20 protein-coding genes are annotated in these 21845 nt (G+C 61.9%); 3 read left to right on the top strand and 17 right to left on the bottom strand.

Annotated features, from left to right (window positions below):
• Positions 1-84: 84 nt before the first annotated feature.
• Positions 85-2730: a phosphoenolpyruvate carboxylase gene (gene ppc / locus K1X80_RS06730; protein ID WP_057441780.1), complete on the bottom strand. Its 2646-nt coding sequence runs from the start codon at positions 2728-2730 to the stop codon at positions 85-87.
• 184 nt (positions 2731-2914) lie between these two features.
• Between ppc and K1X80_RS06725 the strand changes: the two genes are divergently transcribed.
• The 3 genes from K1X80_RS06725 to K1X80_RS06715 all read left to right on the top strand — a co-directional run bounded on the left by K1X80_RS06725 (position 2915) and on the right by K1X80_RS06715 (position 4814).
• Positions 2915-3259 carry a hypothetical protein gene (locus K1X80_RS06725; RefSeq protein WP_057441782.1) on the top strand — a complete coding sequence of 115 codons (345 nt, stop codon included), beginning with the start codon at positions 2915-2917 and terminating at the stop codon, positions 3257-3259.
• 292 nt (positions 3260-3551) lie between these two features.
• On the top strand, positions 3552-3977 hold the full coding sequence (locus K1X80_RS06720) for a DUF4398 domain-containing protein (RefSeq protein WP_057441784.1): 426 nt from the start codon (positions 3552-3554) through the stop codon (positions 3975-3977).
• Between the two features lie 54 nt (positions 3978-4031).
• Entirely contained in the window at positions 4032-4814 is a 783-nt protein-coding gene (locus tag K1X80_RS06715; RefSeq protein ID WP_057958673.1) for an OmpA family protein, read from the top strand.
• Positions 4815-4899: 85 nt separating this feature from the next.
• On the opposite strand, the gene K1X80_RS06710 is transcribed toward K1X80_RS06715, so the two are convergent.
• The 16 genes from K1X80_RS06710 to K1X80_RS06635 all read right to left on the bottom strand — a co-directional run bounded on the left by K1X80_RS06710 (position 4900) and on the right by K1X80_RS06635 (position 21582).
• Positions 4900-5214, bottom strand: a complete 315-nt coding sequence (locus K1X80_RS06710) for a hypothetical protein (RefSeq protein WP_057958672.1) — start codon at positions 5212-5214, stop codon at positions 4900-4902.
• A 97-nt stretch (positions 5215-5311) separates the two neighbouring features.
• Positions 5312-5638, bottom strand: a complete 327-nt coding sequence (locus K1X80_RS06705; protein ID WP_057441790.1) for a hypothetical protein — start codon at positions 5636-5638, stop codon at positions 5312-5314.
• The gene (locus tag K1X80_RS06700) at positions 5635-6549 is read right to left on the bottom strand and encodes an alpha/beta hydrolase (protein WP_057958671.1); all 915 of its coding nucleotides are present in this window, start codon (positions 6547-6549) and stop codon (positions 5635-5637) included. The genes K1X80_RS06705 and K1X80_RS06700 overlap by 4 nt, the downstream gene beginning before the upstream one ends.
• A gap of 143 nt (positions 6550-6692) precedes the next feature.
• Positions 6693-7970: a flavohemoglobin expression-modulating QEGLA motif protein gene (locus tag K1X80_RS06695; protein WP_057441794.1), complete on the bottom strand. Its 1278-nt coding sequence runs from the start codon at positions 7968-7970 to the stop codon at positions 6693-6695.
• Between the two features lie 21 nt (positions 7971-7991).
• Positions 7992-8540 carry a hypothetical protein gene (locus K1X80_RS06690; protein WP_220172746.1) on the bottom strand — a complete coding sequence of 183 codons (549 nt, stop codon included), beginning with the start codon at positions 8538-8540 and terminating at the stop codon, positions 7992-7994.
• Positions 8541-8583: 43 nt separating this feature from the next.
• The gene (locus tag K1X80_RS06685) at positions 8584-9300 is read right to left on the bottom strand and encodes a TetR/AcrR family transcriptional regulator (RefSeq protein WP_081044192.1); all 717 of its coding nucleotides are present in this window, start codon (positions 9298-9300) and stop codon (positions 8584-8586) included.
• A 109-nt stretch (positions 9301-9409) separates the two neighbouring features.
• Positions 9410-10909 carry a lysine--tRNA ligase gene (gene lysS, locus K1X80_RS06680; protein ID WP_057441798.1) on the bottom strand — a complete coding sequence of 500 codons (1500 nt, stop codon included), beginning with the start codon at positions 10907-10909 and terminating at the stop codon, positions 9410-9412.
• An 83-nt stretch (positions 10910-10992) separates the two neighbouring features.
• A protein-coding gene (prfB, locus tag K1X80_RS06675) for a peptide chain release factor 2 (RefSeq protein WP_104911704.1) occupies positions 10993-12088 on the bottom strand; the annotation gives its coding sequence in 2 pieces (ribosomal slippage) (positions 10993-12015 and positions 12017-12088; 1095 coding nt in all).
• Positions 12089-12257: 169 nt separating this feature from the next.
• Entirely contained in the window at positions 12258-13259 is a 1002-nt protein-coding gene (locus K1X80_RS06670; RefSeq protein ID WP_057441800.1) for a diguanylate cyclase, read from the bottom strand.
• A 51-nt stretch (positions 13260-13310) separates the two neighbouring features.
• Complete coding sequence (locus tag K1X80_RS06665; protein ID WP_120731778.1) at positions 13311-14321, bottom strand: chemotaxis response regulator protein-glutamate methylesterase; 1011 nt, start codon at positions 14319-14321, stop codon at positions 13311-13313.
• Positions 14318-16624 (bottom strand): hybrid sensor histidine kinase/response regulator, encoded by a 2307-nt coding sequence (locus K1X80_RS06660; protein WP_120731776.1) that lies wholly within the window; start codon positions 16622-16624, stop codon positions 14318-14320. Before K1X80_RS06660 ends, K1X80_RS06665 begins: the two co-directional genes overlap by 4 nt.
• The gene (locus K1X80_RS06655; protein WP_198792455.1) at positions 16621-17316 is read right to left on the bottom strand and encodes a chemotaxis protein CheW; all 696 of its coding nucleotides are present in this window, start codon (positions 17314-17316) and stop codon (positions 16621-16623) included. Before K1X80_RS06655 ends, K1X80_RS06660 begins: the two co-directional genes overlap by 4 nt.
• Positions 17313-18581 carry a protein-glutamate O-methyltransferase CheR gene (locus K1X80_RS06650; protein WP_198831053.1) on the bottom strand — a complete coding sequence of 423 codons (1269 nt, stop codon included), beginning with the start codon at positions 18579-18581 and terminating at the stop codon, positions 17313-17315. Before K1X80_RS06650 ends, K1X80_RS06655 begins: the two co-directional genes overlap by 4 nt.
• Positions 18581-19102: a chemotaxis protein CheW gene (locus K1X80_RS06645; RefSeq protein WP_128593473.1), complete on the bottom strand. Its 522-nt coding sequence runs from the start codon at positions 19100-19102 to the stop codon at positions 18581-18583. The genes K1X80_RS06650 and K1X80_RS06645 overlap by 1 nt, the downstream gene beginning before the upstream one ends.
• Entirely contained in the window at positions 19102-20724 is a 1623-nt protein-coding gene (locus K1X80_RS06640; RefSeq protein WP_057958666.1) for a methyl-accepting chemotaxis protein, read from the bottom strand. Before K1X80_RS06640 ends, K1X80_RS06645 begins: the two co-directional genes overlap by 1 nt.
• A gap of 147 nt (positions 20725-20871) precedes the next feature.
• The gene (locus K1X80_RS06635; protein ID WP_220172745.1) at positions 20872-21582 is read right to left on the bottom strand and encodes a tellurite resistance TerB family protein; all 711 of its coding nucleotides are present in this window, start codon (positions 21580-21582) and stop codon (positions 20872-20874) included.
• Between the last annotated feature and the right edge of the window lie 263 nt (positions 21583-21845).

Genomic DNA, 21845 nt, shown 5'->3' with positions numbered 1-21845 from the left:
AACCCGGACACAAAACCGCCGGCACAGCCCTTTCGGGTCAGCCGGCGGTTTTGTGTGCAAGCCCTTGAGAACACGCCAGAAATGTCAGCCGGTGTTACGCAGCCCGGCGGCAATACCGGCCACGGACACCAGCAGCGCCTGTTCCAGAGGGCTGTCCTGTGTCGCCTCCTGCTGGCGGGAGCGGGCCAGCAGTTCGGCCTGCAACAGGTGCAACGGGTCGAGGTAGGTGTTGCGCAGGCGGATGAACTCCAGGGTGTCGGGGCTATGGGCCAGCAGCTGCGACTGGCCGGTCAGGCCAAGCACCACGGCGCAGGCCTGCGACAATAGGTCGCGCAAATGCGCACCCAATGGCAACAGGTCGGCTTGCACCAGACGCTGGTCATAGAGCCGGGCGATATCGGCGTCAGCCTTGGCCAGGACCATTTCCAGCATGTCGATACGGGTGCGGAAGAACGGCCATTGTTCGCGCATCTGCCCCAGCAATTCACCTTCGCCGCGCTCCAGGGCCTTGCTCAATGCCGCTTCCCAGCCGAGCCAGGCCGGCAGCATCAGGCGGGTCTGGGTCCAGCCGAAGATCCACGGGATTGCACGCAGGCTCTCGATGCCGCCGGCACGGCGCTTGGCCGGGCGACTGCCCAGGGGCAAGCGGCCCAGTTCCTGCTCGGGGGTGGACTGGCGGAAATACTCGACGAACTGCGGATTTTCCCGCACCACTGCGCGATAGGCGCTGACACCATCAGCCGCCAATTCATCCATCAAATGGCGCCAGGCCGGCTCCGGTGGTGGCGGTGGCAATAAGGTCGCCTCCAGCACTGCGGCCAGGTACAGATTGAGGTTCTGCTCAGCGATATCCGGCAAGCCGAACTTGAAACGAATCATCTCGCCCTGCTCGGTGGTGCGGAAACGCCCGGCTACCGAGCCCGGTGGCTGCGACAGAATCGCCGCATGGGCCGGGCCGCCGCCACGGCCCACGGTGCCGCCGCGACCATGGAACAACAACAGTTCCACCTGCTGCTCGCGACAGATATCCACCAGACGTTCCTGCGCCCGGTACTGGGCCCAGGCCGCAGCCGTGGTGCCAGCGTCCTTGGCCGAGTCCGAATAGCCGATCATCACTTCCTGCGGGCCTTGCAACCGCGCGCGATAACCGGGCAGCAGCAACAGGCGCTCGATTACCGGGCCGGCGTTGTCCAGGTCGGCCAGGGTCTCGAACAACGGCACCACACGCATCGGCCGCTGCACCCCGGACTCCTTGAGCAGCAACTGCACTGCCAGCACATCGGATGCCGCGCCCGCCATGGAGATGACGTAGGAACCGAGGGAAGCCGCCGGCGCAGCGGCGATTTCCTTACAGGTATTGAGCACTTCGGCGGTATCGGCCGAAGGCTTGAAATACCCCGGCAACAACGGGCGACGATTGGCCAACTCCTTCATCAGGAAGGTGATGCGCGCGTCTTCGTCCCAGTCCTCATAGCGACCCAGACCCAGGTAATCGGTGATTTCGGTCATCGCCGCCGAATGCCGGCTGGAGTCCTGGCGTACATCCAGGCGCACCAGGAACAGGCCGAATGTCACTGCACGGCGCAGGCAATCGAGGAGCGGGCCGTCGGCAATCACGCCCATGCCGCAGGCGTGCAGGGACTGGTAGCACAGCTCCAGCGGCTCCAGCAGGTCACGATTGTTTTGCAGCACATCGGCTGGCGCCGGGAGGCTGCCGGTCAACGCCGCGTGCGCCCAATTGCGGGTGGCGCGCAGGCGTTCGCGCAGTTGTTTGAGCAAGGCTCGATAAGGTTCGACGCTGTCGCCGACCTTGGCCTGCAACTCAGGGCTGGCCTGCTGCATGGACAGTTCCGAGGCCAGGTGGTCGATATCCCGTAAATACAGATCTGCCGCCATCCAGCGCGCCAGCAGCAGCACTTCACGGGTCACCGGCGCCGTCACATTGGGGTTGCCGTCACGGTCGCCGCCCATCCACGAGGCGAAGCGGATCGGCGCCGCCTCCAGGGGCAGGCGCAGGCCGGTGGCGGCGTGCAAGGCTTGATCGGCCTTGCGCAGGTAGTTGGGGATCGCGTGCCACAGCGAATGCTCGATCACCGCAAAGCCCCACTTGGCCTCGTCCACCGGGGTGGGCCGGGTACGGCGGATTTCTTCGGTGTGCCAGGCTTCGGCGATCAGCCGTTGCAGGCGTTGGCGAATCTGCTCGCGCTCGGCGCTGGTCAGGTCACGGTGATCCTGCAAGGCCAGTTGTGCGGCGATGGCGTCGTATTTCTGGATCAGGGTGCGGCGCGCGACTTCGGTCGGGTGGGCAGTGAGTACCAGCTCGATCTCCAGCCGCGCCAACTGCCGGGCCAGGGATTCGCTGCTGTGGCCCTCACTCTGCAGCCGCGCCAGCAGCTCGGGCAACACCCGCGATTCGAACGGGGCCGGCTGGGACTCATCGCGCCGATGAATCAGTTGGTACTGCTCGGCGATATTGGCCAGGTTGAGGAACTGGTTGAACGCCCGTGCTACCGGCAGCAGCTCGTCTTCCTGCAACTGGTTGAGGCTGGCGCTGAGTTCTTCACCGGCCGCCGCATCCGTGGTCCCGCCCCGGCGATCGGCCTTGGCGCCCTTGCGAATCTGCTCGATCTTGGCGAGGAACTCATCACCGTACTGTTCTCGAATCGTGTTGCCCAGCAATTCACCCAACAGGTGAACATCTTCACGCAAACGTGCATCGATATCGCTCATCAGCCAATCTCCAGCCAGGAATCCGTGATGCTTTGATCTTTAAGAGTGCCGATCAAGCCTTGGTCTGACAAGGAACTTTAAACCTTGGCGGTTGCAGCTAGTCTCAAGGGTACGTCGTCGCGTTATCCACGCTACGACTGGTCACTCATCACCGCCCGCTACCCCGGGCATCACTGAGGTTGCCATGAAAATCCGAGAACTGGCCCAGCAATGGGAAGAAACCGCCAAGGGTCGCCTGACCAAGACCGAATATGCCATCCACCTGGATGTAGAGGCCGCTGCCCGGCTAGCGGCCATCCGCGAGATGTACCCCAAGCGCAGCACCGAGGAATTGCTCGGCGAGCTGATCGGCGCCGCCCTGGAAGAGCTGGAAGCCAGCTTTCCGTATATCCGGGGCCAGCATGTGGTTGCCACCGATGAAGAGGGTGACCCGCTGTATGAAGACGTCGGCCCCACGCCGCGCTTCCTGTCGCTGTCACGGCGCTACCTGCACGACATGTCAGCCACGCCTGACGATCAGAAACACTGATCCACATTCGCTGATAAAAACCATCCCCCAGCGTACCGGGCCTTTCATAGGCCCGGCATACCGCTGCAGGTGGCAAAAGTTCCGATTTTTTATCGCCGCCCCCTCAGTCAGATTTGTTCAGATATTTTTTCGGGCAAATCGCCATCTTTGGCTGAACTATTCAAAAAAGCCTCGGGTCACAGCCAGTAAGCCATCACTTGGAACAGGCGTTTGAAAAGGCACACTGAGCTTCACCGCCAAACGCAGACGCTGAACACCGTAGATGGATTTGATGTTTTTCAGGAGTTATCTAATGGAGTTGAAGACGATGAAGACCAGCACTGCCAAATCCTCGTTTAACCACCTGCGCGGGCTCAAATTGGCCGCGTTGGCAATCGGCACCAGCTTCGTCCTCGCGGGCTGCGCCGGCAACCCGCCGACCGAACAGTACGCAGTGACCCAATCGGCCGTGAACAGCGCTGTAAGCGCTGGCGGTACCGAATACGCTGCCGTGGAAATGAAAGCTGCACAGGACAAGCTCAAGCAAGCCGAGCTGGCCATGCATGACAAGAAATACGACGAAGCCCGTCGTCTGGCCGAGCAGGCTGAGTGGGACGCTCGCGTGGCAGAGCGCAAGGCCCAGGCTGCCAAGGCCGATCTGGCGCTGAAGGATTCTCAGAAGGCTATTGAGGAGCTGCGTAACGAAGGCATGCGCCCTGCTGTGATCCAGCAGAAGTAAGCACCGCCATTGTTTGCATCGCACCCGAAATCGAATTGAAAGGACGACACCACTATGCGTAAACAATTGATGATCCCTGCCCTGCTGGCGATGAGCGTTGCACTGGCGGCTTGCTCCACCCCGCCTAACGCGAACCTGGAAAACGCACGGACCAACTTCTCGGCCCTGCAAGCCAACCCGCAAGCGACCAAAATCGCCGCCCTGGAAACCAAGGACGCCAGCGAATGGCTGGACAAGGCTGACAAGGCGTACCGTGACAAGGAAGACGAGAAGAAGGTCGACCAACTGGCCTACCTGACCAACCAGCGCGTTGAAGTGGCCAAGGACACCATCGCCCTGCGCGAGTCCGAAGCCAAACTGAAAAACGCTGGCGACCAACGTGCCCGCGCCCTGCTCGAAGCCCGTGACGCGCAGATCAAGCAACTGCAAAGCAGCTTGAACGCCAAGCAGACTGAACGCGGGACCCTGGTGACCTTTGGTGATGTGCTGTTCGCTACCAGCAAGGCTGATCTGAAATCCAGCGGCCTGGTGAACATCAACAAACTGGCGCAATTCCTCCAGGAAAACCCGGATCGTAAAGTCATCGTCGAAGGCTACACCGACAGCACCGGCAGCGATGCCTACAACCAGACCTTGTCCGAGCGCCGCGCTACTTCGGTGCAGGTTGCACTGATCAAGATGGGCGTTAACCCAAGCCGCATCGTGACTGCTGGCTACGGCAAGGCATACCCGGTTGCCGATAACGCCAGCGTTTCGGGCCGTGCCATGAACCGCCGCGTTGAAGTGACCATCTCCAACGACAACCAGCCGGTCAAGCCACGTTCTTCGGTTCAATAACCGACTGACAGCTACTGGTCTGAAAGCCCTGCCTGTGTTCCAGGCAGGGCTTTTTTGCATAAGAACTGCGGGCAGACTCTGCGGATCAGCCGAAATTGATTTGGCTGTTGTTCTCTTGAGGCATCTGCATGCCTTGCTGCTGATCGCCACTCATCTGCTTGCGCAGCGGGTCCTCTTCCTCGTTAGCACCGCCACTGCCGCCACTGCCCTGGGAGCCGCCTGCACCTCCCGCACCGCCCAACAGTTGCGCCAGGAGTTTCTTCAGCGCTTCAGGGTCCATACCGCCCTGCTGCTGACCGCCTTCGACGCCCTTGCCAACCATATTGCCGGAATCCCCCATGCCGGCGCCGCCGAAGTTACCGAACCCGCTGCCACCACCGCCTACTCCATTAATACTCATAGTGATACTCCACGTAATTAAGGGTTACTCGTCAGCGCTGCTGACGACCCAATCAGTGGTGTCATACGGAATATGGTTCCAAAAACTACCGGCAGGCTCACTCCTGCAGTTGCGGGGTTTCCTGGCCCATGCAACGCACCGCCTGCTTCTTGCTGTTTACCAGCACGCCCGTCAGCCCCTTTTGCTCGGTATCGAACAGCACCAGCACACCGTCGACGCATTGCGCCACTTGGGGGGCCGGGGTCAGGGAAACTTTGTAGTCCTCGCCGGGCACGGTCTTGAGCATGGTGTAGTCGCTGAGCAGCAACGCATCCTCAGGCTTGGCGAAGTGCAGGTAGCCGTAGTACCACAGGCAGCCAACGGTACCGATGATGGTGCCGATGCCGGTGAGGATCAGGGGGATCATGTTGCGTTCTTCGCTCATTGCGGGCTCTCTGATGATTCGGTTTTAGGATTGGCAGCCGCCGGATAATTGGGAATTTCCCCCAGGCGGCGCAAACCGTTGAAATGCTGCGGATCGTCAAGATAGCGCAGCATTACGGTTTGCCAGGTCTTGTCGGCAAAGGTCTGCACGTGACCGCCCCGGGTCAGTTGCAACACCCTTGGCGGCGGCGCAGCTTGATACAGACGGATGCCGTTGGAAAGCGGCACGATCGGATCATCCAGACTGTGGAACAGCAGTTTCGGCACGCCAGTCAGCTGTGGCATGCCATGGATCGCACTGTCGGCGTCTGGCACCAGCCACGACAACGGCACCTGGAACGGCCATGTTAGCCAGGAAGTGCTCAGGGCGAATTGCCCTACATCACGATAACTGGCGGGCACGCCATCGAGCACCAGCGCTTTGAGCCGGGGCTGTCGCTCGGGGTGTGCGGCCAGGTAATGCACGGCCAACGCCCCGCCCAGGCTCTGGCCGAGGACCACCAGCGGCTGCCCTTGGGTTTCAGGGGCCTGGTCGAGCCACTGGAAGGCGGCATCCAGATCCTGGTAAATGGCCGGCAACGAAGGTTTGCCTTCTGACACGCCATAGCCGCGATAGTCCAGCATCAGCACTTGATAGCCCTGGGCCGGCAACCACCAACTGCCGCCCAGGTGCCCGGAGAGGTTGCCCCCATTACCGTGCAGGTGCAGCACCGTGCCCTTGAGCGGCACGCCGGCCTTGGCTGGCAGCCACCAGGCCCGCAACTTCAGGCCATCGGCGGTGGTCAGGGTGACGTCACGGTATTCCAGGCGCGCCTGCTGTGGACTGAACGGCAGGCCGGGCTCGGGGTAGAACAGCAGCGAGCTGCAGCCATTGAGGGTGAGGAGCAGGCATAGAATGCCGAGGAGTCTCATCCGTTGAAACCTCGCAAATGGGTGGGGACACAACCCTGATAATCAATGAAGACTAACTGTGGGAGCTGGCTGTCAGTTACTCCACCGGTGGCTGACAGACCGCGATCGCAGGCAAGCCTGCTCCCACAGTTGATGGGATTTGGTCAGAGGATATTGGAGTAATCCGCCTCGATCCGGTCCAGGCTCAGGTGGTTGAGGAAGTTGGAGAAGCACATCCATGCCGACAGCGCGTTCATGTCACGGAACTGATCCGGCAGGTATTTGGGCGGCACCACCAGGCCTTCGTCCACCAACTGGCGCAAAGTACGCATGTCTTCCAGGGTGGTCTTGCCGCAGAACAACAGCGGCACCTGCTCCAGCTTGCCCTTGCGCACGGCCAGCTGGATATAGTTGTAGACCATGATAAAGCCCTTGAGGTACGACAGATCCTTGGTAAACGGCAGCCCCGTCGGCGTCGAGCCGCGGAACACCCGGCTGGCGTTGCCGTAGCTCTCGGCCATTTCAAAGCCTTGCTCGCGGAAGAACTCGAACACCTGCAGGAAATCGGCGCCCTCTTCCACCATATGGATCGCGCGGGTGCGGTTGGTCAGCTTGCGCAGGCGGCTGGGGTAAGAGGCAAAGGTGATGATCTCCATCAAGATTGCCAGGCCTTCCTGGGTCACGGTCGACGACGGTGGGCCCTTGGACAGGAAGGTGCAGATCGGCTGGTTCTGGCCATTGAGGGTGGTGCCCACATGGACCAGCCCTTCGTGCACTTCCAGGGCCCGCACATCCCGCTCGTTGAACATCGCATCGGCGCGGATCTTGATGTAGTCGGCGCCCGCCGCCGCGTCGGCAACGATGCCGTCGGACTCAAACACGCGAATGGTTTCTTCGGCTTCGCCAAACACTTTGTTCAGGCGGCTTTGCAGCAGGCCCACAGCGTCCTTGGCGGTCAGGGTCTTGGCTTCGTCCTTGAGGTCGCCACGACCGTCGATGTTATTCAGGTAGTCGGAAAGCATCAGGCCCAGGTCGGCCAGGGTCGGGTCGCCGGCATGGAACGCATCGGAGGCGGCGCCGTAAAGCTCCTGGGAAATCAGGCCGAAATCCTCGGTGCCACGGGCTTCGAGCATGCGCACCACCATGCGGTACTCCTTGCACATGCGCCGCATGATCTGCCCGACCGGGTTGAACTGGCCCAATTGGCGGGTGATATCGCGCTCGATGTTCTGGAACTCCAGCTTCACCTTGCTGGAATCGAACGACAGTGGCCGGTTCAGGTAATAGTCGCGATCCACGGCCGGCATGTGCTTGCCCTTGCCCTGGAGGAAGCCCTTGCGAATGTTGTCGTCCCACTTCACGGCGTCGAGGACGCGAATCGGTGTCTGCGCCAGCACAATGCGATCGGACAAGGTGCGTATCGTCTGCTGGTAATCGTCCACCCGGTGCTCCCTCTTTAAACGTTATTTGCCCACATGTTTATAGCGTACGGCTTCGACAAACACGTCGGCGTTGGCCGGATCATCCAGGTAAGCCAGGATCTGGCTCATGGGGCTGTCGATCAATATGCCGTCACCTTCGACGGTATCCACGTGGCTGCCAATCAGGATTTTCTGCGCGATGGCCTGGTTGATTGCCTCGGGGTCGAGGTTGTAGACCACCAATTCGCGGGCATTATTCAATTCAAAGCCGGCGAGGATAAAATGCCCACCCAGCTTGTCCGGCAGCGGTGCCGACAGGTACCAGCGGTTGCCGTGGCGGGACACGCTGAACAAATATTCGTCGCGCTTGACCGGGTTGGTTTGCGAAGTGCTCACCGCCTTGTAGCGATGCTGTCCAGCGCGGCTGATCTGCAGGTCGAGCGGTTCGCCCCAGGCGTTCCTGCTGGCCCACTTGCCCAGCAGCGCGTCAGGTGCGGCCTCGCTGGCCGGAAGGGGCTCCTTGAAGGTCACCAGGCAGCCGCTCAGGAGCAGCAACACCATTGCGGTCACAGCCACACGCCAGGTTTTCATCCATCACTCCACAGCTGTTTTGGGTGGCCCGGCTCCCACACGACTAGACCGAGGCCAGTACCAGGTGCATGTAACGCTTGAGAATCTCGAGCATTTCTTCGCCAGTCAGGGCCTCGGGCTCGAACAGCAGGCCCTGATATTCCATCCGACTGATAATCGCCGTCAACACTTTGGCATCTTGCTGGGGTTCGCGGGAGCCCAATACCTGGAAAAACTGGCAAGTGCCCTGCAACAGAATCTGCTGATGGGAGCGCACCAGGTCGGCCAGGCGCGGGTTCAACAAGGCCTCCTGGCGAAACGCCTGCTCGGCCATCAGGTACTCGCGACGGTTAAGCAGTTGGCGCAGGACGTAATCGGCGGTCAGCCGCGCAATATCGTCGGCCAGTTGCGAGCGCGACTCGGCGCTGCCATCACCATAAGCCACCATCTCGCGCAGCAAGCCCTCATTGCGCACCCACAACTTGCCCATGAACGCCGCACTGCGCTCCACGTACTGGGCAAAGGTGTCGGTAAGCAGGTCGTCGATATCCTTGAAGTAGTAGGTGGTGGCCGACAATGGCACACCCGCCTCCGCCGCTACCGCCCGATGGCGCACGGCGCGCACGCCGTCGCGCACGACAATGCGCATCGCTGCATCGAGGATGTCTTGCCGACGCTGCTCGCTGCCCTGGCGACTGGCCTTGCGCCCTTGGTACTGAACACTTTCAGCCACGGCGGCAGCAATGCCAGCGGCGCCTTCTTGAGCCATTACGCGCTTCACGAAAGATCGTCCTCTCCTATCAACAGAAGCCTGGCGCCGTTTGCTTGACGTTAGTTCAGGCCCCACAAAAAAGCCGCCTTATAAAAGGCGGCTTGATGATTTACTGCGGTTACGCTTGCGGCCGCATATGCGGGAACAAGATGACATCGCGGATCGACGGTGAGTTGGTGAGCAACATCACCAGACGGTCGATACCGATCCCTTCACCAGCCGTTGGCGGCATGCCGTACTCCAGCGCGCGCACGAAGTCGGCGTCGTAGTGCATGGCTTCGTCGTCACCGGCGTCCTTGTCGGCCACCTGGGCCATGAAACGCTCGGCCTGGTCTTCCGCGTCGTTAAGCTCGGAGTAGGCGTTGGCGATTTCGCGACCACCGATAAACAGCTCGAAACGGTCGGTGACGTTCGGGTTGTCGTCGTTGCGACGGGCCAGCGGCGACACTTCGAACGGGTACTGGGTGATGAAGTGCGGCTGCTCCAGCTTGTGCTCCACCAGCTCTTCGAAAATCATCACCTGCAGCTTGCCCAGGCCTTCGAAGCCCAGGACCTTGGCCCCGGCTTTCTTGGCGATGGCGCGAGCCTTGTCGATGTCGTTCAGGTCGTCAGCGGTCAGCTCAGGGTTGTACTTGAGGATCGAGTCGAACACCGACAGGCGCACGAACGGCTCGCCGAAATGGAACACCTTGTCGCCGTAAGGCACGTCGGTGCTGCCCAGGACCAGTTGCGCCAGCTCGCGGAACAGTTCTTCGGTCAGGTCCATGTTGTCTTCGTAGTCGGCGTAGGCCTGGTAGAACTCCAACATGGTGAATTCCGGGTTGTGACGGGTCGAGACACCTTCGTTACGGAAGTTGCGGTTGATCTCGAACACCTTCTCAAAACCACCCACCACCAGGCGCTTGAGGTACAGCTCCGGCGCGATACGCAGGAACATTTCCAGGTCCAGGGCATTGTGGTGGGTTTCGAACGGCTTGGCTGCGGCGCCGCCCGGGATGGTCTGCAGCATCGGCGTCTCGACTTCGAGGAAGTCACGCGCCATCAGGAAGCTGCGGATGTGCGCGATTACTTGCGAACGCACGCGGAAGGTCTGGCGCACTTCTTCGTTGACGATCAGGTCAACGTAGCGCTGGCGATAGCGCTGCTCGGTGTCGGTCAGGCCGTGGTGCTTGTCCGGCAGCGGGCGCAGCGACTTGGTCAGCAGGCGCACGTTGGTCATTTCGACGTACAGGTCGCCCTTGCCGGAACGGGCCAGGGTGCCTTCGGCGGCAATGATGTCGCCCATGTCCCAGGTTTTCACCGAGGCCAGGGTTTCTTCCGGGAGGGTCTTGCGGTTGACGTAGACCTGGATGCGCCCGGTCATGTCCTGGATCACCATGAACGAGCCACGGTTGAGCATGATGCGACCTGCCACCTTGACCGGGATCGCCGCTTCAGCCAGCTCTTCCTTGGTCTTGTCCGCGTACTGCTTCTGCAAGGCATCGCAGTAGTTTTCGCGGCGGAAGTCATTGGGGAAGGCATTGCCCTTGGCGCGCTCGGCAGCAAGCTTTTCCTTGCGCAGGGCGATCAGGGAGTTTTCTTCCTGTTGCAGGGCCTGGTCGAGTTGTTGGTCGCTCATGTCTTTAAATTTTCCATCACAGGTTCGTTGCCCCCAGGCCTTCGGCCTGGGGATCGCGGGCAAGCCCGCTCCCACAGAGGGTGTTACAGGCCGGACTTCAGGCTCGCTTCCAGGTATTCGTCGATATCGCCGTCGAGTACCTTGTCGCAGTCGCTGCGTTCGATGTTAGTGCGCAGATCCTTGATCCGCGAAGCATCAAGCACATACGAACGGATCTGGTGACCCCAGCCGATATCCGACTTGGTGTCTTCCAGCGCCTGGGAAGCGGCGTTGCGCTTCTGCATTTCCTGCTCGTACAACTTGGCCCGCAGCATTTTCATGGCGGTGTCCTTGTTGGCGTGCTGGGAACGTTCGTTCTGGCAGCTGACCACGGTATTGGTCGGAACGTGGGTGATACGTACGGCCGAGTCAGTGGTGTTTACGTGCTGACCACCGGCACCGGAGGAACGGTAGGTGTCGATCCGCAGGTCGGCCGGGTTGATCTCGATTTCCACCTTGTCGTCGATCTCTGGGGAGACGAAAACGGCGGAGAACGAAGTGTGGCGACGGTTGCCGGAGTCGAACGGACTCTTGCGCACCAGACGGTGTACGCCGATCTCGGTCCGCAGCCAGCCAAAGGCGTATTCACCCTTGATATGCACGGTCGCGCCCTTGATACCGGCGACTTCACCGGCGGACAGCTCCATGATGGTCGCTTCGAAACCGCGTTTGTCAGCCCAGCGCAGGTACATGCGCAGCAGGATGTTGGCCCAGTCCTGGGCTTCGGTGCCACCGGAACCGGCCTGGATATCCAGGTAGGCGTTGTTCGGGTCCATTTCGTGGCTGAACATGCGGCGGAATTCAAGCTTGGCGAGGTTGTCCTCGAGACGGGCCAGCTCGGCGACGACATCGCCCACTGCGCCTTCGTCGTTTTCTTCGACGGCCATGTCCAGCAGGTCGCGGCAATCGCCCAGACCGGTGTTCAACTCGTCGAGGGTGTCGACGATCTGCGCCAGCGCAGCGCGCTCGCGGCCCAGTTCCTGGGCGTATTCAGGTTTGTTCCAGACAGCCGGATCTTCAAGCTCGCGATTGACTTCGGTCAGACGCTCATGCTTTTGATCGTAGTCAAAGATACCCCCGAATAGTTTCGGAGCGCTCGGACAGGTCCTTGATGGTGTTCAGGATCGGGTTGATTTCCATGGCGGGCAGCACTCGTTGGCGAACTTTTGAAAGCCGGCGAGTATAACGGCAAAAGGCTGGAAACGGCAGTCCGCTTGGCCGAAAAGGCCGGGTTTGTGTGATATCTACAGGCCGATAACGATCAAAGTTGGGAGCGGGCTCCCACATTGGGTTGGCGGTGTCCTGCAGGCTATTCGATCCCCACCTGGTTGCGCCCATTATGCTTGGCCAGATACAACCCCTTGTCCGCCGCCGAGATCAATTGCCGGCAATCAGTCCCCAGCAGCGGCGTCATGGTCGCCAGGCCAATGCTGATGGTCAGGCTCGCCCCTTCAGAGGGTGCAATATGCGGGATTTTCAACGCGGCAACAGCCTGGCGCAGTTTCTCCGCCACCAACCGCGCACCGCCCGGCGAGGTGTTCGGCAACACCAGGGCAAACTCCTCGCCCCCGTAGCGCGCCGGCAGGTCCGAAGGACGGCTGCTGGCGTCACGGATGCTCGCCGCCACCTTACGCAGCGCCTCGTCTCCTTCCAGGTGGCCAAAGCTGTCGTTGTAGGTCTTGAAGAAGTCCACGTCGATCATCAACAACGACAACTGGGTCTGGTCCCGCATGGCGCGTCGCCATTCCAGCTCCAGGTATTCGTCGAAATGCCGGCGGTTGGACAGCCCGGTCAAACCGTCGGAGTTCATCAACCGCTGCAGCACCAGGTTGGTGTCCAGCAGTTGTTGCTGGCTGACCCGCAATGCACGGTAGGCCGCATCCCGCTGCAACAGGGTCATGTAGGAGCGCGAGTGGTAGCGGATACGCGCCACCAGTTCGATGTTGTCCGGCAGTTTCACCAGGTAATCATTGGCCCCGGCGGCAAACGCGGCGCTCTTGATCAGCGGGTCTTCCTTGGTCGAGAGCACGATGATCGGGATGTTCTGCGTCGCCGGGTGGTTGCGGTATTCGCGCACCAGGGTCAGGCCGTCCAGCCCGGGCATGACCAGGTCCTGGAGAATCACCGTCGGCTTGATGCGGATCGCCTGGGAGATGGCCTGGTGGGGGTCGGCACAGAAGTGGAAGTCGATATTCTCCTCATGGGCCAGACCGCGTCGCACGGCTTCGCCGATCATCGCCTGGTCGTCCACCAGCAACACCATGGCGGCGTTTTCGTCGGTCTTGAAGTCGTCGAGCTGTAAATCATTCATTTGCGGTCACCTGAATTACTACGTGCAGGCCAGGACAGCGAGTTATATCGGTCATTTTGCGAATACCTCCAGCAATCGTGGCGCAATTCTGTCCAACGGGCGAATCTCAACAGCGGCATCAATCGCCGCCGCCGCTTTGGGCATGCCGTAAACCGCACAGCTCTGCTGATCCTGAGCGATGGTCAGATAGCCCTGCTGACGCATCAATTTGAGTCCCTGGGCTCCGTCACGTCCCATGCCGGTCAGTAATACGCCGACGGCATCGCCGTTCCAATGGCTGGCGACGCTCTCGAAAAACACGTCGATGGACGGCCGATAAATCTCGTTCACGGGTTCCGCCGTGTAGGCCAACGTGCCGTTTTTCAGCAGCCGGATATGATGATTGGTGCCGGCCAGCAATACCACGCCGCTTTGCGGTGGCTCACCTTCGCGTGCCAGGCGCACCGGCAGGCCCGAGGCGCTGCTCAGCCACTCGGCCATGCCGGCGGCGAACACCTGGTCCACATGCTGCACCAGCACAATGGCTGCCGCAAAGTTCCGAGGCAAGCCCTTGAGCAGGGTTTCCAGCGCCGCCGGGCCGCCCGCCGAAGAGCCGATCGCGACCAGGCTCTGGCGCTTGCCCGTCCCCCGCGGATGCACAGGTTCGGCCCGCACCCGGCTGCCCCGCTGGCCGATCAGCCAGCCAATATTGAGGATCTTGCGCAACAGGGGCGCGGCCGCCTCCTTGGCATCGCCAACCCCCAATGCCGGGGTGTCCACCACATCCAGGGCACCATGGCCCATGGCTTCAAACACGCGGCTGACATTCTGCTGGCGATCCACCGTAACGATAACGATAGCGCATGGCGTCTCGGCCATGATCTGCCGGGTGGCCTCGACGCCATCCATCACCGGCATGATCAGGTCCATCAGGATCAGGTCCGGGGTCAGCTCGGCACAGCGCTGCACCGCTTCCAGGCCATTGGTGGCAACCCACACTACTTGATGGGCCGGTTCGAAGCTCAAGGCCCGGCGCAAGGCCTCGACCGCCAGGGGCATGTCATTGACGATGGCGATCTTCATGCCCGGGCGCCTCCAATCAGTTCCACCACCGCATCGAGCAGGGCGTCATCATGGAAACTGGCCTTGGCCAGGTAATAGTCGGCGCCGGCATCCAGGCCGCGCCGCCGGTCTTCTTCACGATCCTTGTAGGACACCACCATCACCGGCAGCGACTGCAGGCGAGTGTCACGGCGTAAAAGTGTGACCAATTCGATACCGTCCATGCGTGGCATATCAATGTCAGTAATCAGCAGGTCGAAGTCTTCGGAACGCAGAGCATTCCAGCCATCCATGCCATCGACGGCGACCGCCACCTCATATCCACGATTAAGTAATAGCTTGCGCTGCAGTTCACGCACGGTAAGCGAGTCATCCACCACCAGGATGCGCTTGCGCGTGGCCTCGACGGTTTGCTGCGCGCGGCGGGCAATGCGTTCCAGGCGGCCGGTGTTGAGCAGCTTGTCCACCGAGCGCAGCATGTCTTCGACATCGACGATCAACACCACCGAGCCGTCATCCAGCAGCGCACCGGCAGAAATGTCCTGCACCTTGCCCAGGCGATCGTCCAGCGGCAGCACCACCAGGGTGCGCTCGCCGATAAACCGCTCTACGGCAATCCCGTACACCGCATCGCGCTCGCGGATTACCACGACCTTGAGGGTATCCTGGCTGGTCTGCCCGGGCGGGCGCTGCAACAACTGGCTGGCCGCGACCAGGCCGACATGCCGGCCTTCGTGCCAGAAATGCTGGCGGCCTTCCAGTTGCACGATTTCGTCGGGTTCCAGGTCGCACATACGCTCGATATGGGCCAGGGGGAAGGCGTAGGCTTCTTCGCCAACCTCCACCACCAGGCTGCGCACCACCGACAAGGTCAGCGGCACTTCCAGATGGAAGCGGCTGCCCTGCCCTGCCGTCTGCTCCAGTACCACCGCACCGCGCAGTTGGCGGACCATGTGTTGCACCGCATCCAGGCCGACACCGCGCCCGGAGACTTCGGTCACCTTGTCGCGCAGGCTGAAGCCCGGCAGGAACAGGAAGGTCAGCAATTCCTCTTCGCTCAGGCGCAAGGCGGTTTCCAGTGGCGACAGATTGCGCTCGACAATACTGTCGCGCAGGCGCGCAAGGTCCACGCCGTTACCGTCATCACTCAATTCCAGTACCAACAGGCCAGCCTGGTGCGAGGCACGCAGGCGGATCAGGCCTTCGGCCGGCTTGCCCGCCAGCAGGCGCTGCTCGGGCATCTCAATGCCGTGATCGACGGCATTGCGCAACAAATGGGTCAGCGGCGCTTCGAGTTTTTCCAGGACATCACGGTCAACCTGAGTCTTCTCGCCTTCGATTTCCAGGCGCACCTGCTTGCCCAGGCTGCGGCCCAGGTCGCGCACCATGCGCGCCTGTCCCGCCAGCACATCGGCAAACGGGCGCATGCGGCACGCCAGCGCGGTGTCATACAACACCTGGGCGCGCTGCCCGGCCTGCCAGCCGAACTCATCCAGTTCGGCGGACTTTTCCGCCAGCAGCAACTGCGCTTCGCTCAACAGGCGGCGGGCATCGGCCAGGGCTTCCTGGGCTTCAAGGCTCAGGTCGACGGTCTTGAGCTGGCCATCCAGGTTGTCCAGGGCCCGGGCGCTATTGCTTTGGATGCGCTTGAGGCGTTGCAGGCTGGACAGGTAAGGCTTGAGCCGCTGGGTTTCCACCAGGGATTTGCTGGACAGGTCCAACAGGCTGTTCAAGCGCTCGGCGGTGACCCGCAACACCCGCTCGCCACCTTCGGTCATACGTTTGTTGTGGCGCGGCGCATCACTGCTGACCGGCGGCGCGACCTCCGGCTCCGGGGGCAATAGCAGCGATTCTTCAAGGGACGGCAGCGGCTGCGCGAGCGGCGCAGCCACGGGCGGCGGCGGCGGCGGTGCAACCACCTTGGCCATGGGTTGCGACGGGTCCAGCAAGCGTTCCATCAGCGCCACATACGCCTGGATATCGGCCGGGCCCACGGTGTTGCCCGGTGTGGCGATGCGCATCAGCAGGTCGGTGCCCTGCAACAACGCGTCGATATGTTCGGGTTGCAGAAACAGCCGGCTTTCCTGGGCGCTGACCAGGCAGTCTTCCATCACGTGAGCCACGCTGACGCCGGCATCGACCCCGACAATCCGCGCCGCGCCTTTGAGCGAATGCGCCGCACGCATGCACGCCTCAAGTTGGTCGGCCTGGGTCGGGTTGCGTTCCAGGGCCAGCAGGCCGGCACTCAGGACCTGGGTCTGGGCATCGGCTTCCAGGCTGAACAGCTCCAGCAGCGAGGCGTCGCGCATCTGGTCGGGGGTCATGACAGGCTCCGGGTCACGGCAGACAGCAGTTGCGTCTCGTCCAGCCAGCGCAGGCTGCGGCCCTTGAACGGCAACACACCCTGGGTGTAGCGCGCACTGGCCTGGGTGCCGGAGGCAGACGCGGCTTTCAGGGTGCGCTCCTCAATGGCATGGATGCCATCCACTTCATCCACCGGCACCACTACCGGGCCATCCTGCGCGGCGATGATCAGCATGCGCGGCATGATCCGCCCGCCACTGGCGCCGCCGCTGCTGTCGAGCCCGAGCAGCTCCACCAGGGACAGGCAGGCCACCAGAGCACCGCGCACATTGGCGACCCCGAGCAAGGCCCGCGAGCGCTGGTGGGGCAAGGAATGGATCGGCTGCAGGGGCGCCACTTCCACCAGGCAGCGAGTGGCGATGCCCAGCCATTCCTCGCCCAGGCGGAACATCAGCAAGGACCGGGTGGCCACCTCGTCGTCCGCCTGTGTCGCAGCGCCAGGGTGACGATCCTCTTGCTGCAATGCATAGCGATCCAGCAGGCGAGTGGCCGCTGCCGAATACACCGCACAATTGCGGCAGTGGATATGCTCGGCCAGCAACGGGCAGGATTTATCGCCGTGGATCCCGATGCGGTTCCAGCAATCGTCAATGGCCTGGGTATCGGCGACCGTCAGGTTCAGGCCGGTGTCCGGGGATGCGGAGCTACTCATCGTTTACGCTCACTGTCAGCGGCTCGCTCGCTACGGGCAGCACGGGCTTGCAAGCGCCGCGCCCCCGCCGTATCGCCCTGGGATTCCAGCAGTGCGGCCAGGTGCATCAAGGCCTGCGGATGCTGGGGTTCCAGGTACAAGGCTTTTCGATAATACCCCTGGGCTTCCAGGGCGCTACCCGCCACATCGCTGAGCAGGCCCAGCCAGTAAAACACCTGGGCCGCCGGCGGATGAGTTTGCAGGTACAGCTCACAGGCAGCACGGGCCTCAAGGCTCTTGCCTTCATTGGCCAGGGTTGCGATCTGCCCGAGCAGATCGGCAGCATCCGAATGCACTGGCGCAGGCTTGATCGGCGCCACCGGCGCTGCGAATGCACTGAAGGCTCGCGGTTTACTCGCAATCGGCGCTGCGCTGCGTTGCGGCAGCGGCGCCGGTATGGTGGTGAAGACCGGCTCAGGCGGCGCGGCTTCGGCGTGGCGACTGAAGGCAAACGACTGCGGCACACCAATCGAGCGCATGCCCAGGCGCCCCAACAGGCTGCCTTCGGCCGGGCCGATAAACAGCACGCCGTCGACATGGGTCAGGCCCTTGAGCACTTCAAAGACCTGCTTCTGGGTCGGCTGGTCGAAGTAGATCAGCAGGTTGCGGCAGAACACAAAGTCATAAGTCGGCTCATTGGCCAGCAACTGCGGGTCCAGCAGGTTGCCCACTTGCAGGCGCACTTGCTCACGCACCCGGTCGGCGACGCGATAGCCGTCGCTCTCGGCGCTGAAATGCCGCTCACGAAACTCGAGGTCCTGGCCACGGAAGGAGTTCTTGCCATACACCCCGCGCCGCGCGCGCTCCACCGACAATGGGCTGACGTCCATGCCTTGCACCTTGAACTGGTGGGGCGAAAGGCCCGCATCGAGCAGGGCCATGGCGATGGAATAGGGTTCCTCGCCGGTGGAACACGGCAGGCTGAGAATGCGCAAGGCGCGCATATGCTTGATTTCGCCCAGCCGTGTCACCGCCAGCCGCGCCAGGGTGGCAAAGGATTCGGGATAACGGAAAAACCAGGTTTCGGGGACGATCACCGCTTCGATCAGCGCCTGCTGTTCCTCGCTGCTGGTTTGCAGGCGTTGCCAGTACTGATCGGCACTCAGCCCCTGCAACGCCTGGCTGCGCTGGCGCACGGCGCGCTCGATGATGGCTTCGCCCACCGAGGCGACATCCAGGCCGATGCGTTCCTTGAGGAAGTCGAAGAAGCGTTGATCATTGCTCATCACGCCTCCCCAACGGTCAGGTCGGGGGCAAACAGCAAAGCGCAGACCTCGGGGGTCAGCAGGTCGGCGACGCCGATCCACTGCATCAGCCCCCGCTCGTCTTCGCGCACCGGCCCCAGGTAGGGCGCCTGGCGATTGTCCAGGCCGTAGGGCTGGAAGTCCGCCGGGTCGCAGCGCAGGGTGTCAGTGGCCTGTTCGAGGATCAGCCCCAGCCAGCGCGGCTCCAGCCAGGTTTCTGGCCGATAGTTGACCAATACCAGACGCGTACTGGTGCGGGCCTGGGCCGATGTACCAAAGGTCAGGGCGCTGAGGTCGATCACCGGCACCATGTTGCCGCGATGGGCAAAGATCCCGGCGACCCACACCGGCGCATGGGCAATCGGCTTGAGTGGCAGGCGCGGCAGCACCTCGGCCACTTCCGTGGCCTTGAGGGCGTAGCGCTCGCTGCCGATATGAAACACCAGGAACAAGGCTTTTTTGGCTGCTGTCATCGCGCCGCGTTTCGCCGCTGGATCGCTCATCAGACTTTAAAACGCGACACGCCGCTGCGCAGACCCACCGCAACCTGGCTCAGTTCATCAATGGCAAAACTGGCCTGGCGCAGGGACTCCACGGTCTGGCTGCTGGCATCGCCCAATTGCACCAAGGCATGGTTGATCTGCTCGGCCCCCGTGGCCTGGGCCTGCATGCCCTCGTTGACCATCAGCACCCGCGGCGCCAGGGCCTGGACCTGATGGATGATCTGCGACAGTTGCTCGCCGACCTGCTGCACCTCGAACATCCCGCGACGGACCTCTTCGGAGAACTTGTCCATGCCCATCACGCCGGCCGATACCGCCGATTGGATCTCGCGCACCATCTGCTCGATATCGTAGGTGGCCACGGCGGTCTGGTCGGCCAGACGCCGTACTTCGGTGGCGACCACGGCAAAGCCGCGCCCGTATTCACCGGCCTTTTCGGCCTCGATGGCAGCGTTGAGGGACAGCAGGTTGGTCTGGTCGGCCACCTTGACGATGGTCACGACCACCTGGTTGATGTTGCCCGCCTTCTCGTTGAGGATCGCCAGCTTGGCGTTGACCAGATCGGCGGCCCCCATCACCGAGTGCATGGTTTCTTCCATTCGGGCCAGGCCTTGCTGGCCGGAACCGGCGGCCACCGAGGCCTGGTCGGCGGCGGTAGACACTTCGGTCATGGTGCGCACCAGGTCCTTGGACGTGGCGGCAATTTCCCGCGAGGTGGCGCCGATTTCGGTGGTAGTGGCGGCCGTTTCGGTAGCCGTGGCCTGTTGCTGCTTGGAGGTGGCCGCAATCTCGGTCACCGAGGTGGTGACCTGCACCGACGAACGCTGGGCCTGGGATACCAGAGCGGTCAGCTCGGTCATCATGTCATTGAAGCCGGTTTCCACGGCACCGAACTCGTCCTTGCGGTCCAGGTTCAGGCGTTTGCTCAGATCGCCGGTGCGCATGGTTTCGAGGATATCGACGATGCGGTTCATCGGCGCCATGATCGCGCGCATCAGCAGCAGCCCGCACAGGCCGGCGGCGAGGATCGCCAGGAGCAGCGACACGCCCATACCGATTTTCGCTGCAGCCACGGCATCATCAATGGCCGCGGTGGCGTTGTCCGCGACTGCTTTGTTCTCGTTGATGATGTCATTGAGCTTCAAGCGCCCGGCGATCCAGGCCGGGGTCAGTCGCTCGTCGAACATCTTGACCGCTTCGGCTTCCTTGTTGGCCGCATGCAGCTCCAGGACCTGGGCAAGTACTTGGTTGTACTTCTGGTGCAGGGCTTCAAAGGTGTCGAACTCAGTACGATCCTGGCCGATATTGACCGTCTTGGCGTAACTGGCCATATGCTGCTCCAGCTGCGCCTCGAACGTCTTGTAATCCTGCCTATCCTCGTCGGAAATGCCCTGGTGCTCGCGCAACCCGATCAACTCCTGGGTCTGCAGGTAGCTGTCGACCCAGGCGCTACGGATCATCGAGCTGAAAAACACCCCCGGTACGGCGTCGTCGCGTACCACATTTTCGCTCGCTTCGATCTTCAGCAACCGTGAATACGAGACCACAACCATCAGCAGCATAATGGCGATAATCACCGCAAAGCTCGCCAAGATGCGTTGGCGCAAGGTCCAGTTCTTCACAGTAATTCCTCGAAGGCCGATCAAATGCCGGGGAGTATAGCTGAGGCCGTGCCATCATTTATCAATGGGTTGTGGGCCAAGTCTCACGAAATATAAAAACACCCCGCAACCTGGACGGTGACGGGGTAGTTTTCTGTACGGGGCGGGTCAGAGCGTGGCTTGGCGTACCTGTTTTTCCAGTTCGATCTTGAGGCCCGGCTCCAGCTTGAGTTGGCGGGCCAATTCGTCGAGGTAGGACTTCTCCATGAAGTTCTCCTCGTCCACCAGCATGACGCTGGCGATGTACATTTCGGCGGCCATCTCCGGGGTGCTGGCAGCGCGGGCGACATCGGTGGGATCCAGGGGTTTGTTGAGTTCGGCATGCAGCCAGCGTTGCAGTTCCTGGTCATTGTCCAGCTTGACGAATTCGCCTTCGATCAACGCACGCTCGCGCTCGTCCACATGGCCGTCGGCCTTGGCGGCGGCCACCAGGGCCTTGAGGATGGCCTGGCTATGCAGTTCGACCTGGGCCGGCGGCAGGCGGTCGAGGGTCTGCGGTTCGCCTTTTGGCGCGCCGGCCTGTTGTGCCTGCCAGTTGCCGTAGGCCTTGTAGGCAATCACGCCTAATGCGGCAAGACCACCATAGGTGAGGGCTTTACCGCCAAAGTTGCGGGCCTTTTTGTTGCCCAATAGCAGGGCCATGGCCCCGGCGGCCAATGCCCCGCCACCTGCGCCACCGAGCAGGCTGCCGAGCCCGCCACCGCCGAGCAGGCCGCCCAAGGCACCTTTGTCATCGCCTTTGCGTTGACCGCCAGCTTTGTTTTGCAGCATGTCCTGGCCGGACTTGAGCAACTGATCAAGCAATCCACGGGTATTCATTCATAGCCTCCAGAGACTTGGGTTCATAGGGTTGATAGGCCTTCAGCGTAAAACTAAGTGCCAATAATCCTGGATATAGAGTGCTTCCAGATGTAACTCAACTGCGATGGTTTTGGGTCGGTGTACATATCCATTGCTGCGGTCACGGCGGCTATTGGTTCCGCTCTTACAGCGGGTCACTTTTGGAAAAGAGCCCGGAGTGCCGGCCCAGCCAAAAGTAACCAAAAGGGCTCTTGCCCCACCACTCGGCACCTCGCCCAGGC

The organism is Pseudomonas sp. So3.2b (genome assembly GCF_019464415.1).
Lineage (GTDB): Bacteria > Pseudomonadota > Gammaproteobacteria > Pseudomonadales > Pseudomonadaceae > Aquipseudomonas > Aquipseudomonas shahriarae.
Note: the sequence above shows the minus strand (reverse complement) of the source record. Positions and strands in the feature narration are given on the sequence as shown.

What these genes read in the sequence shown, in the direction of transcription:
- K1X80_RS06655 (WP_198792455.1), bottom strand. Translation starts at nt 17,316, where the DNA reads ATGAGTAGCTCCGCATCCCCGGACACCGGCCTGAACCTGACGGTCGCC.
- K1X80_RS06665 (WP_120731778.1), bottom strand. Translation starts at nt 14,321, where the DNA reads ATGAAGATCGCCATCGTCAATGACATGCCCCTGGCGGTCGAGGCCTTG.
- ppc (WP_057441780.1), bottom strand. Translation starts at nt 2,730, where the DNA reads ATGAGCGATATCGATGCACGTTTGCGTGAAGATGTTCACCTGTTGGGT.
- K1X80_RS06700 (WP_057958671.1), bottom strand. Translation starts at nt 6,549, where the DNA reads ATGAGACTCCTCGGCATTCTATGCCTGCTCCTCACCCTCAATGGCTGC.
- K1X80_RS06670 (WP_057441800.1), bottom strand. Translation starts at nt 13,259, where the DNA reads ATGAATGATTTACAGCTCGACGACTTCAAGACCGACGAAAACGCCGCC.
- K1X80_RS06720 (WP_057441784.1), top strand. Translation starts at nt 3,552, where the DNA reads ATGGAGTTGAAGACGATGAAGACCAGCACTGCCAAATCCTCGTTTAAC.
- lysS (WP_057441798.1), bottom strand. Translation starts at nt 10,909, where the DNA reads ATGAGCGACCAACAACTCGACCAGGCCCTGCAACAGGAAGAAAACTCC.
- K1X80_RS06710 (WP_057958672.1), bottom strand. Translation starts at nt 5,214, where the DNA reads ATGAGTATTAATGGAGTAGGCGGTGGTGGCAGCGGGTTCGGTAACTTC.
- K1X80_RS06690 (WP_220172746.1), bottom strand. Translation starts at nt 8,540, where the DNA reads ATGAAAACCTGGCGTGTGGCTGTGACCGCAATGGTGTTGCTGCTCCTG.
- K1X80_RS06705 (WP_057441790.1), bottom strand. Translation starts at nt 5,638, where the DNA reads ATGAGCGAAGAACGCAACATGATCCCCCTGATCCTCACCGGCATCGGC.
- K1X80_RS06725 (WP_057441782.1), top strand. Translation starts at nt 2,915, where the DNA reads ATGAAAATCCGAGAACTGGCCCAGCAATGGGAAGAAACCGCCAAGGGT.
- K1X80_RS06660 (WP_120731776.1), bottom strand. Translation starts at nt 16,624, where the DNA reads ATGACCCCCGACCAGATGCGCGACGCCTCGCTGCTGGAGCTGTTCAGC.
- K1X80_RS06650 (WP_198831053.1), bottom strand. Translation starts at nt 18,581, where the DNA reads ATGAGCAATGATCAACGCTTCTTCGACTTCCTCAAGGAACGCATCGGC.
- K1X80_RS06645 (WP_128593473.1), bottom strand. Translation starts at nt 19,102, where the DNA reads ATGAGCGATCCAGCGGCGAAACGCGGCGCGATGACAGCAGCCAAAAAA.
- K1X80_RS06635 (WP_220172745.1), bottom strand. Translation starts at nt 21,582, where the DNA reads ATGAATACCCGTGGATTGCTTGATCAGTTGCTCAAGTCCGGCCAGGAC.
- K1X80_RS06715 (WP_057958673.1), top strand. Translation starts at nt 4,032, where the DNA reads ATGCGTAAACAATTGATGATCCCTGCCCTGCTGGCGATGAGCGTTGCA.